Source organism: Fusobacterium perfoetens, from assembly GCF_021531475.1.
Taxonomy (GTDB): domain Bacteria; phylum Fusobacteriota; class Fusobacteriia; order Fusobacteriales; family Fusobacteriaceae; genus Fusobacterium_B.
The window spans coordinates 23,288-34,907 of record NZ_JADYTX010000022.1 but is presented as its reverse complement, the minus strand read 5'-3'; the positions used below and the strand labels follow the sequence as shown (position 1 = coordinate 34,907).

Sequence of the window (11,620 nt, the reverse complement as noted above, 5' to 3'; positions counted from 1 at the left end):
CAATATGAAAAAATAAAAAATATTGACTTGAAAAAAATAAAAGAGATAGACGTAAAAGAATTTTTTGGAGAAAAGATAGATTATTTAAAAGAGATTGATTATAAAAATTTAACCAAAAAACTTTTTAAATTTCCAACTGTAATTTTAACAGCTGGTGCTATTTTTTTTGTAGTAGGATTTACTTTTATAGAGTATCAATTAAATGAAAAAAAACATTATCAACAAGTATTAGAGATAAAGTCAGGAGATAGGATACTTCCAATTCTTACTGAATTATACCCAGAAAAAAAGAATTATTTTAAGGGGTATTTAAAACTTAAAAATGGTGGCAGAAATATAAAAGCTGGTTACTATCTTTTAGATGGTGATTATTCTGTGAAAACTCTTGTAAACCTTCTTGAAGAGGGGAGAGATAAACTATTTAGATTTACTATTCAAGAGGGATTAACTGTAAAAGAAGTTGTGGCAAAGTTAGAAAAAGAAAGAGGAATAAGTGGAGATAGATTTATGAATAGCTTAAAAGAAATAGATTTCCCTTATCCAACTCCAGATGGAAACTTTGAAGGATATTTTTATCCAGATACTTATTATATTCCAGAAAATGCAGATGAAAAAACAATAGCAAAAATATTCTTAAGAGAGTTTACAGAGAAATTTCCACCAAAAAATTATCCAAATAAAGATGATTTTTATAAAAAACTGGTGCTAGCATCTATAATTGAAAGAGAAGCTGTACTAGCTGATGAAAAACCAAGGATTTCATCTGTATTTCACAATAGACTTAAGATAGATATGCCATTAGCATCTGATGCTACAGTGAACTATCTATATAATTATGAAAAAAGAAGAATGTATTATAAAGATTTAGAGATTGAATCTCCATATAATACTTATAAAAACAAGGGACTTCCACCAGGACCAATAGGAAATCCTGATAAAAAATCAATAGATGCTGCTTTTAATCCAGAAGAAACTGAGTATTATTTCTTTGTAGCTTGTGGTGGAGGAGCACACCATTTTACTAAAACTTATCAAGAACATTTGAGTTTTCAAAGGGAAAATCTTATGAATGGAGCGAAAAAATAATGAGAAATATTTTAGTTGGGATTAATAGTAAATATGTTCATACAAATCTTGCTGTGAGATATTTGAAAAAATATATTGAACAAAATAGTGAGGAAAAAATAAAAATTTATGAAAGTAGTATAAATAACAACATTCAAAAAATAATAAGAGATATAGTTGAATATAAGCCAGATAATATATTTTTCTCAGTATATATTTGGAATGTTGAGATGGTATTTAAAATAACAAAAGAGTTAAAAAAGATACTACCTAATAAAAAAATTCTTTTGGGAGGACCAGAGGTAAGCTATAATCCTGATGAAATATTAGAAAAAAATCTTGAGATAGATGGGATTTTAATCGGAGAGGGAGAAAATATTTTACTTAATTTTCTAACTAAAGATATAAAAGAGGTTAAAGGTGTTTATTATAGAGAGGATAACAAAATAAAATTTAATGGTTTTGAGCCATTGATAGAAAATCTCGATATAATTCCTTTTCCTTATGATGACGAAGAGTTAGAGGACGTTCATAAAATAGTTTATTATGAATCATCGAGAGGTTGCCCTTTTAATTGCTCTTATTGTATGTCATCTATTGATAAAAGTGTAAGATATTTTTCACTAGAGAGAACTAAAAAAGATTTAAAAAGATTTATAGATATAGGAACAAGACTTGTAAAATTTGTTGATAGAACTTTCAATCTTAATAAAGATAGATATATGGAGATTTGGAAATTTTTACTAGAAAATTATAGAGAGAATATAACATTTCACTTTGAAATAAACGCTAATATTTTTGATGATGAGGTATTGGAATTTTTAAAGAAAGTTCCCAGAAAATTATTTCAGTTTGAAATCGGAGTGCAAACGACAAATCCTAGCACAATGAAAGCTATAAATAGAAATAATAGCTTGGATAGACTTTTTCACAACGTAACTTGTATAAATAAAAATATCCATCTTCATTTGGACTTAATAGCAGGACTGCCATTTGAGGATTATGAAACTTTTGGAAAATCTTTTGACTATGTATATAAAACAAAGTGTGAGATGATTCAACTTGGATTTTTAAAGATGCTTAAGGGAACTCAAATGAAAGATGAGGGGGAGAAATATGGTTATAAATATCTAGATTTTCCACCTTATGAGATTTTATCAAATGAGTTTATAAGTTATAAAGATATATGTAGATTAAAAGATATAGAGGAAGTTTTGGATTTTTATTACAATTCACAAAAGTTTTTAAAATCAGTTGATTTTGTTGTAGAGAATTTCTTCGAAAGTCCATTTAAGTTTTTTGAAAGCATAGGGGATTTTTACAAAGAGAGAGGTTATTTGGAAGTGGCTCACAAAGAAGTAGCTATATTTAATAACTTTGTAGAATATTATGAAAAAATGAATTTTCCTAAAAAAGAAGAATTTTTAGAATATCTAAAATTTGATTATCTTTTTATAGGAAAACCGGGATTTTATCCAGCTTGGATAGAGGAAAATAAAGACAAAGAACTACATAAAAATATAATAGAAAAAATGAGTTTTAGAAGTACAAGAGAGGCTCACAAATTTACAGAATTAGAAAGATTTAGTATTAATATAGATACTAAAGAGAGAGAAAATATAAATATTTTCTTTGATTATAGTGGAGAGGAAACAAAATATCATACAATAAAAATAGAGGAATAATTTATGGATATAATAGAAAAAGTAGTAAAGAGAATAGAGAAAACTGGACTTATAAAGAAAAATGATAGAATAGTTGTAGGTTGCTCTGGTGGACCAGACTCTATATTTTTGCTAGAGGTCTTGCTAAGAATAAGAGAGGAATATAATCTTTTTTTAGGACTTGCTCATATAAACCATATGTTTAGAGGAGATGAGGCAGAAAGAGATGAAAACTTTGTAAGAAGCTTGGGAAAAAAATATAATATTCCTGTATTTGTTAGAAGAAAAAGTATGGAAGAGTTATCTCGTGAGAAAAAAATAACTTTAGAAGAAGCTGGAAGAGAGATAAGATACAGTTTTTTTGATGAAGTTTTAGATGAGATAAATGGAAATAAGGTGGCATTAGCTCACAATCTTGATGACCAAGTGGAAACTTTTTTATTCAGACTTATAAGGGGGTCATCTTTTGAGGGGCTTGAAGGGATACTTGACCTAAGAGAAAAATTTGTAAGACCAATAAATGAGATTTATAAATCAGAAATTATGGAATATTTGGATAAAAATATGATAGAATATAAAATAGATTCCACAAACTTAAAAAATGACTACACTAGAAATAGTATAAGACTTGATTTAATCCCATTTTTAGAGAATAATTATAATCCAAAAGTTAAAGAAAAACTTTTTAACTTTATAAAGGAGATAAGGGAGATAAATCAAATCTTAGAAATAGATTATAATAAATATATAGAAAATAACATAATTGATATAAATAAATTATTTACACTTGATAAAGAATACTTAAGAAAAAAAGTAATAAATTATTATTTGAATATAAATAATGTAAAGGTTTCAAGAAATAAAATAGAAAATATCTCAAATATCTTAGAAACTGGTGGAACAAAAAAAATAAAATTAGATAAATATTGTACTCTAGTGAAAGAGTATGATAAAATATATCTATCTGTCAACAAAACAGAGAAAAATCAAGTCAAAGAATTAGTATTAAATATTCCCGGTAAGGTGGTTTTTGGAGAGTATATAGTAGAAGCTACTCTGGGGGAAGAAAATTTTAAAGGGGGAGAACAAGAATTTAAAACTAATCTTAAAAAAGATGATAAATTATTAGTAAGAAGTAGAATTTCTGGAGATGTGATATTTCTAAAAGGAATGGAAACTTCTAAAAAAGTGAAAGATATATTTGTTAATTCAAAAATTCCTAAAGATAAAAGAGAGGGAATCCCAATAGTAGTCCACCAAAAAGAAAACTCAAATGAGATTGTTTGGTTATGTGGGATAAGAAAAAGCAAAAACTATTTTTCAAATTCAAAGGAAGAAAGCGTTGTACTAAAAATAAGGAGGAATTAGAGTGGAGGATAAGGACCTAAAAAAAATCTCTGAAGCTAATGAAAATAAAGTTTCAGAAGAAATAAAAGATGCTAACCAAAATCAAGAGAGCGTAAATGCAAATGAGATTCCTAACGAGGATAAAGATAGAGAGAATAAAGAACTAGAGGATATAATCCCTAGAATAATAAGAGAAAGAAAAGAATATCAACAAGGGGAAGAGGAGGAAGAAATAAAACCTCAAAGACCTCAACATCAAGAAGAAATAAAAGAAGAAAAATCTGAACCTCAAGAAAAGAAAGAAGAACCTAAAGAGGAGCTTAAAAAAGAGGAAGAGAAAAAAGAAACTCCAAAAGAAGAAATAAAAGAGGAAAAAACTCAAAAAGATACAGTTGAAGAAAGACGTGAAGAGTTAAAATCAAAACTTTCTTCAAAAATGAAAAATGTTAAAAAAGGAAAACTAAACTTTAAAGGTTTAGTGATGTTAATATTTATAGTAACACTTCTTATATCTTTACCATCAATGATGGAGGGAGAAGAAAAAACTCCTACAACAACAGTATCTTATACAGAGTTTGTCTCTAATATAAAAGATAAGAAAATAGATTTTGTTGAAGAGAGAGAAGGATATATCTACGGATATTTTGGAAAAGTTGATGATTTAAAAGGATTTAAAACAAGACTTATAACAGATAGACTTGGACAAGATAAAGAGTTATTGTCAGTTTTAAAAAGTAGCAATATAAAAGTAGAATCATTACCACCACAAGAGATGCCATTACTTTTAAGTTTACTTGCATCTTGGTTCCCAATGTTACTTTTAATAGGTGTTTGGGTATTTATGCTTGGAAGAATGAATAAAGGTGGCGGAGGACCACAAATATTCAATATGGGAAAATCTAAAGCTAAAGAAAATGGTGAAGAGATATCTAATGTAACATTTAAAGATGTTGCTGGTATAGATGAAGCAAAACAAGAGTTAAAAGAAGTTGTTGAATTTTTAAGAGAGCCTGAAAAATTCAAAAAAGTAGGAGCTAAAATTCCAAAAGGAGTTTTACTTTTAGGAAATCCTGGAACAGGTAAAACTTTACTTGCTAAAGCAGTGGCTGGAGAAGCAAAAGTTCCATTCTTTAGTATGTCTGGTTCTGAGTTCGTAGAAATGTTCGTTGGAGTAGGGGCATCAAGAGTAAGAGACCTATTTACTAAAGCTAGAAAATCAGCTCCTTGTATAGTATTTATTGATGAAATAGATGCTGTTGGTAGAAAAAGAGGTTCTGGACAAGGTGGAGGAAACGATGAAAGAGAACAAACTCTAAACCAACTACTTGTTGAGATGGATGGATTTGGTACTGAAGAAACTATCATAGTTTTAGCTGCTACAAACAGACCTGATGTTTTAGATAGAGCTTTAAGAAGACCAGGAAGATTTGACAGACAAGTTTTTGTTGATTCTCCAGACATTAAAGGAAGAAGACAAATATTAGAAGTTCATGCTAGAGGTAAAAAATTCGCTGCTGATGTAGATTTTGATACAATAGCAAAGAAAACAGTTGGACTTGTTGGAGCAGATTTAGCAAACTTATTAAATGAGGCTGCAATCTTAGCTGCAAGAGATGGAAGACAAGAGATTACTATGGCTGACTTAGAGGAAGCATCTGAAAAAATTGAGATGGGACCAGAAAAAAAATCAAAAGTAGTAAGTGAAAAAGAAAAATTAAAAACAGCTTATCACGAAGCTGGACATGCTGTTATAAACTACTTATATATGAATGATACAGATCCAGTTCACAAAGTAACTATAATCCCAAGAGGATTTGCTGGTGGATATACAATGTCACTTCCTGAAGAAGATAGATATTATTATTCAAAAGAGTGGTTTATCAACAGAATGAAAATGTGTTATGGTGGAAGGGCTGCTGATGAGTTAGTTTCAAAAGAATTAACAACAGGAGCTAGTCAAGATATAAAAGTAGCTACAAGTATAGCACAAGGAATTGTTACTAGATATGGAATGAATGAAAAATTTGGTCCAATTCTTCTTGATGGAACAAATGAAGGAGATATGTTCCAACAAAAATACTATAGTGATGCTACTGGTAAAGAAGTTGATGAAGAGATTATAAAACTTGTAAAAGAAACTTATAGAGAAACTGTACAAGCTTTAATCGATAATAGAGATAAACTTGATGCATTAGCAATGGCTCTTTGTGAAAGAGAAACAATAATGAGAGAAGATTTTGAAGCTCTAATGAGAGGAGAAAAACTAAAACCTTTAGGAGATAAAAAAGAGGAAAAAAATCCTGGAGTAGAAATTCCTTTAGATGCAGTAATGGATATAAATCCTACTATTGAAGAGCTTAAAAATTTTAGTGAAGAAGAAAATAAATAAAAGCTTTACAAAATAGAAGTTTTATGATATACTTAGTAGGAATTTATCCTAGGATATAGGAATAGCCACCTATTTCTTGGGTTAAATAATAAAAATTAGGAGGAAGGCTAAACAAATGAGAACTAAAGCAGAATTAATCAAAGAATTCGGTAAAAACGAAAAAGATACTGGATCAACAGAAGTACAAATCGCAATATTAACTGAGGAAATCAAACACTTAACTGAACACTTAAAAGTTCACAAAAAAGATTTCCACTCAAGATTAGGATTACTTAAAAAAGTAGGACACAGAAAAAGATTATTAAACTACTTAGCATCTAAAGATATCGAAGGATACAGAACTTTAATCGCTAAATTAGAAATCAGAAAATAGTCATATTAAAAACTATCTCCTCGGAGGTAGTTTTTTTATAATTAAACTTGAAACTTTTATTAAAATAAAGTAGAATATGGGTTGAGAGGAAAGAGAAGGTAGGAGGCAATAAAGTGAAGAAAGTGAGTTTTTTTAGGGGGCTGTCTCTTCCTAGAAAACTAATACTAGGATTTATGGGAGCTATACTTATTGGGACATTTTTATTGATGTTGCCAATTTCCACTACCTCTGGAGAGGGGCTTGATTTTTTAACAGCACTGTTTACAATAACTTCGGCAGTGTGTGTAACAGGACTTTCTGTTATAGATATAAGTAAGGAATTAAATACAGTTGGACAAGTTTTCTTGATGATATTTATTCAGCTTGGAGGACTTGGAATAATGACTTTCTCTTCTCTTATATTTCTTTTGATAAAAAAGAAAATCACCTATGAGGAAAAAGAGCTTTTAAAAGAGGAAAGAAACGTAGAAGACATAGGTGGAATACTTAAATTTTTAAAGAAAGTTATTTTGACTGTTGTAACTATCGAAGGAATAGGTTCGATTTTTTTAACAATAAAATTTCTAAAAGAGATGCCATTTCTTAAAGCAGTATATTTTGGAATTTTCCACAGTGTTTCAGCTTTTTGTAATGCAGGATTTAGTTTATTTACAACAGGACTAGAGGGATATTCAGACTCTATTATAGTAAATTTTACTATAGCTTATCTAATAATTTTAGGTGGTATAGGATTTGGAGTAATCGATAGTATAATAAAATCAGTTAGAACTAAAAAATATAAATTAAATCTTACAGCAAAAGTTGCAATTATGATGTCTTGTTTCCTAACTATTGCAGGAATGATTTTATTTTTTGTGCTTGAGTATACAAATAATGGAACTATTGGAGATATGAGCTTACCTGAAAAAATTATGGCATCATTTTTCCAAAGTGTAACAACAAGAACAGCAGGATTTAATACTGTGCCTATGGGAAATTTAAGATCATCATCAATATTTTTATTCTGTATCTTGATGTTTATAGGAGCATCACCGGGGTCAACTGGTGGAGGTATCAAAACAACTACAGTTGGTGTTTTGATAGTTTATGTTATTTCTATAGTAAAAAATAGACAACATACAACACTATTTAATAGAAGAATAGATTGGGAAGTAATGAACAAAGCTATTGCCATACTTATTATATCAATTATGTATATAGCTACTGTAATTATGATAATGTTGGCAGTTGAAAACTTTTCTTCAGAAGCGGTTATATTTGAAGTTGTTTCAGCTTTTGGAACAGTTGGATTAAGTGTTGGAATAACTCCAGAACTAAGTGTGATATCAAAAATTTTAATAATATGCACAATGTTTTTAGGAAGATTAGGTCCAATGACTCTTGCAATTGCTTTCGGAGGAGTTAAAAAAGTAGAAAAAATAACTTTCCCAAAGGAAAATATAATAGTAGGATAGGATATAAGGAGAAATATAATGAAACAATATTTAGTAATAGGACTGGGTAGTTTTGGAACTAATGTAGCCAAGACTTTATATGAAGCTGGAGAAGAAGTTGTAGGAATAGATGCAGATGAAAATATAGTTCAAGAGATTATAAATAGTGAACATTTGGAAAATGCTTTCTCTTTAGATGCCACTGATGAGATACAATTAAAAAGATTGGATATTCAAGCTTTTGATATTGTATTTGTATGTATTGGAGCTGTTGAACCAAGTATGCTTATTACACTTAACTTAAGAGAACTTGGAGCAAAAAAAATAATAGTGAAAGCAGGAAATACAAAACATAGAAAACTTTTAGAGAAAATAGGTGTAGATCAAGTGATCTATCCAGAAGAGTATATGGGAAAAAGAACAGCTCTTATGGCAATGGAACCTAATATGATAGAACACTTAAGATTTTCACAAGACTTTTTATTAGCTGAAATAAAAGCTCCATATGAATTTTGGGATAAAAACTTTATAGAAGCAGAAATCAGAAAATATTATAATATAAATATTGTTGGTATTAAAAAATCAGATGGAAGATTTTTGGCAAATCCAAGAGCCACAACAGTAATAGAGAAAGATGATATACTGATAGTTATTACTGATGCCAAAACAGCTAATCAAATGAGTAATATATTAAAGAAAGAATTTAAAGAGGATTAATAATTATCGGGAGGAAAACTAGATGTTAGAATTTGATGTAATAGTAGTTGGTGCAGGTCACGCTGGTTGTGAGGCGGCATTAGCCACAGCTAGAATGGGACTAAAGACAGCTATATTTACAATAAGTTTAGATAAAATAGGTTATATGTCTTGTAATCCGTCATTAGGTGGACCAGCTAAATCTCATTTAGTTAGAGAGATAGATGCCCTTGGTGGAGAAATAGCAAAAAATATAGACAAAACTTTTATCCAAATAAGAGTATTAAATACTAAAAAGGGACCAGCAGTAAGATCTCTTAGAGCTCAAGCTGATAAAGCTCAATACTCTCTTCAAATGAAAAAAACTTTGGAAAACACTGAAAACTTAGATGTTATTCAAGGTATGGTAGTTGATATTATAGTTGAAGATGGAAAAGCAATCGGAGTAAAAACAAGAGAGGGTGTAGAATATAGAGCAAAAGCTATAATTATAGCCACAGGAACTTTTATGAGAGGACTTATCCATATTGGACAAAGTCATTTTGAGGGAGGAAGACTTGGAGAACTTTCTTCAGAAGATTTGCCAGTATGTTTAGAAAAACTTGGAATAAAACTTGGAAGATTTAAGACAGGAACTCCTGCAAGAATAGATGAAAGAACAATAGATTTCTCTCATATGGAAGAGCAACCAGGAGATACAGCTCCACTTAGATTTTCAAACTCATCATCTTATGAAGAATTAGCAAAGAGAAAACAAATCCCTTGTCATCTTCTTCATACAAATGAAAAAGTTCACGAAATAATAAAAAATAATAAAGATAAATCACCTCTATACAATGGAACAATAGTGGGAACAGGTCCTCGTTATTGCCCGTCTATAGAAGATAAAATCTTTAAATACCCAGATAAGAAACAACATCATATATTCTTAGAAAAAGAGGGGTATGATACAAATGAAATCTATGTAGCAGGTTTATCTAACTCTTTACCTGCGGATGTTCAATATGAGATATTACACTCTATTGAGGGATTAGAAAATGCCAAAATTATGAGATATGCTTATGCTATCGAGTATGATTATGTTCAAACTGAGGAGTTAACTTATTCTCTTGAAAATAAAAATATAAAAAATCTTTATACTGCTGGACAAATTAATGGAACTTCAGGATATGAAGAGGCAGCAGCTCAAGGGATAATGGCTGGAATAAACGCAGCTAGAAAAATTCAAGGAAAAGATCCGATTGTATTAGATAGAGCTGACTCATATATTGGAACTTTAATAGATGATATAGTTTCAAAAGGAACTAACGAACCTTACAGAATGTTTACAGCAAGAAGTGAGTATAGACTTATCCTAAGAGAAGATAATGCTGACTTAAGACTTTCAAAAATAGGTTATGAAGTAGGACTTGTATCTAAAGAGGAATATGAAAAAGTTCTATACAAAGAAAAAGTTGTAGGGGAAGTTATAGAAAAACTTAAAAAACAATATGTTGGAAGTTCTAACCCAAGAGTTAATGAGGTTCTTGAAAAATATAATGAAACTCCAGTAAGTAATGGAATATCATTATTTGAATTTTTGAGAAGACCAGAGGTAACTTACAAAGATATAAAATATGTATCAGAACTTATTGATGAGTTTTCTTTGGAAGACTATATAGAAGATATTGAATATCAAATAGAAATTCAAGTAAAATACTCAGGATATATCGAAAGATCTATGAAATCAATAGAAAAACATAAAAGTCTTGAAGATAAAAAAATACCTGAAAATATAGATTATGATTCATTAGAAAATATACCTAGAGAGGCTAAGGAAAAATTAAAATCTGTAAGACCTCTTAATATAGGTCAAGCATCAAGAATATCTGGAGTTTCTCCAGCTGATATTCAAGTTTTATTAATTTATCTAAAAATGAGGGGAAAAAATTAATGAAAGATTATTTAAAAAAAGGTATAAATGAGATAGGTTTGGATATTTCAGAAGATAAAATAGATAAACTTATGGAATATCTAAAACTTTTGATAGAGTATAATTCTCATACAAACTTAACAGCCATAAGAGATGAGGAAGGAATAATAGAGAAACATTTTATAGACTCTCTTTTGGTGATGAAATATTTGAAAATTACTGAGGGAAAAGCTATAGATATAGGTACTGGAGCAGGATTTCCGGGAATGGTATTAGCTATATGTAATCCTAAAGTTAATTTCACTCTTATAGATTCTGTTGGGAAAAAAATAAATTTTCTTAAACAGGTTATAGAAAAACTTCAGTTAAAAAATGTTGAGGCAATAAATACTCGTGCTGAGGAATTTATCAACGATAAAAATAGAGAAACTTATGATATAGGTCTTTGTAGAGGAGTTTCTAAATTAAATATAATACTTGAATATGTGATACCATTTTTAAAAGTTGATGGAAGATTCTTACCACAAAAAATGGAGGGAACTAACGAAGAAAAAGATGGAGAAAATGCTTTAAGAGTATTAAAAAGCAAGATAGAAAAAATTTATACTGAGGAGTTGCCATTTGCAAAGGATAAAAGACTGATAATAGATATTAGAAAGTTTGCAAAAACAGACAAAAAATATCCTAGAGCTAATGGTGTTCCAGCAAAAAAACCTTTATAAAAATATAAATAGAAGAGGA

The 11,620-nt window shown here is 29.4% G+C and carries 9 protein-coding genes; all 9 read left to right on the top strand.

Annotated elements, in window-relative coordinates:
* Positions 1-141 precede the first annotated feature (141 nt).
* The 9 genes from mltG (at position 142) to rsmG (ending at position 11,601) form a co-directional block, all read left to right on the top strand.
* Positions 142-1,086, top strand: coding sequence for an endolytic transglycosylase MltG (mltG, locus tag I6E15_RS06290; RefSeq protein ID WP_414146499.1), 945 nt, complete (start codon positions 142-144; stop codon positions 1,084-1,086).
* Positions 1,086-2,750 carry a B12-binding domain-containing radical SAM protein gene (locus I6E15_RS06285; protein ID WP_235247014.1) on the top strand — a complete coding sequence of 555 codons (1,665 nt, stop codon included), beginning with the start codon at positions 1,086-1,088 and terminating at the stop codon, positions 2,748-2,750. The genes mltG and I6E15_RS06285 overlap by 1 nt, the downstream gene beginning before the upstream one ends.
* 3 nt (positions 2,751-2,753) lie before the next feature.
* On the top strand, positions 2,754-4,097 hold the full coding sequence (gene tilS, locus I6E15_RS06280) for a tRNA lysidine(34) synthetase TilS (protein WP_235247013.1): 1,344 nt from the start codon (positions 2,754-2,756) through the stop codon (positions 4,095-4,097).
* Between the two features lie 163 nt (positions 4,098-4,260).
* Entirely contained in the window at positions 4,261-6,465 is a 2,205-nt protein-coding gene (ftsH, locus tag I6E15_RS06275) for an ATP-dependent zinc metalloprotease FtsH (RefSeq protein ID WP_414146498.1), read from the top strand.
* Between the two features lie 115 nt (positions 6,466-6,580).
* On the top strand, positions 6,581-6,838 hold the full coding sequence (gene rpsO, locus I6E15_RS06270; protein WP_177161051.1) for a 30S ribosomal protein S15: 258 nt from the start codon (positions 6,581-6,583) through the stop codon (positions 6,836-6,838).
* 113 nt (positions 6,839-6,951) lie between these two features.
* Positions 6,952-8,292 (top strand): TrkH family potassium uptake protein, encoded by a 1,341-nt coding sequence (locus I6E15_RS06265; RefSeq protein WP_235247012.1) that lies wholly within the window; start codon positions 6,952-6,954, stop codon positions 8,290-8,292.
* Positions 8,293-8,310: 18 nt separating this feature from the next.
* Positions 8,311-8,988, top strand: a complete 678-nt coding sequence (locus tag I6E15_RS06260) for a potassium channel family protein (protein ID WP_235247011.1) — start codon at positions 8,311-8,313, stop codon at positions 8,986-8,988.
* Positions 8,989-9,010: 22 nt separating this feature from the next.
* Positions 9,011-10,900 carry a tRNA uridine-5-carboxymethylaminomethyl(34) synthesis enzyme MnmG gene (gene mnmG / locus I6E15_RS06255; RefSeq protein WP_235247010.1) on the top strand — a complete coding sequence of 630 codons (1,890 nt, stop codon included), beginning with the start codon at positions 9,011-9,013 and terminating at the stop codon, positions 10,898-10,900.
* The gene (rsmG, locus tag I6E15_RS06250; RefSeq protein WP_235247009.1) at positions 10,900-11,601 is read left to right on the top strand and encodes a 16S rRNA (guanine(527)-N(7))-methyltransferase RsmG; all 702 of its coding nucleotides are present in this window, start codon (positions 10,900-10,902) and stop codon (positions 11,599-11,601) included. Before mnmG ends, rsmG begins: the two co-directional genes overlap by 1 nt.
* The last annotated feature ends 19 nt before the right edge of the window (positions 11,602-11,620 follow it).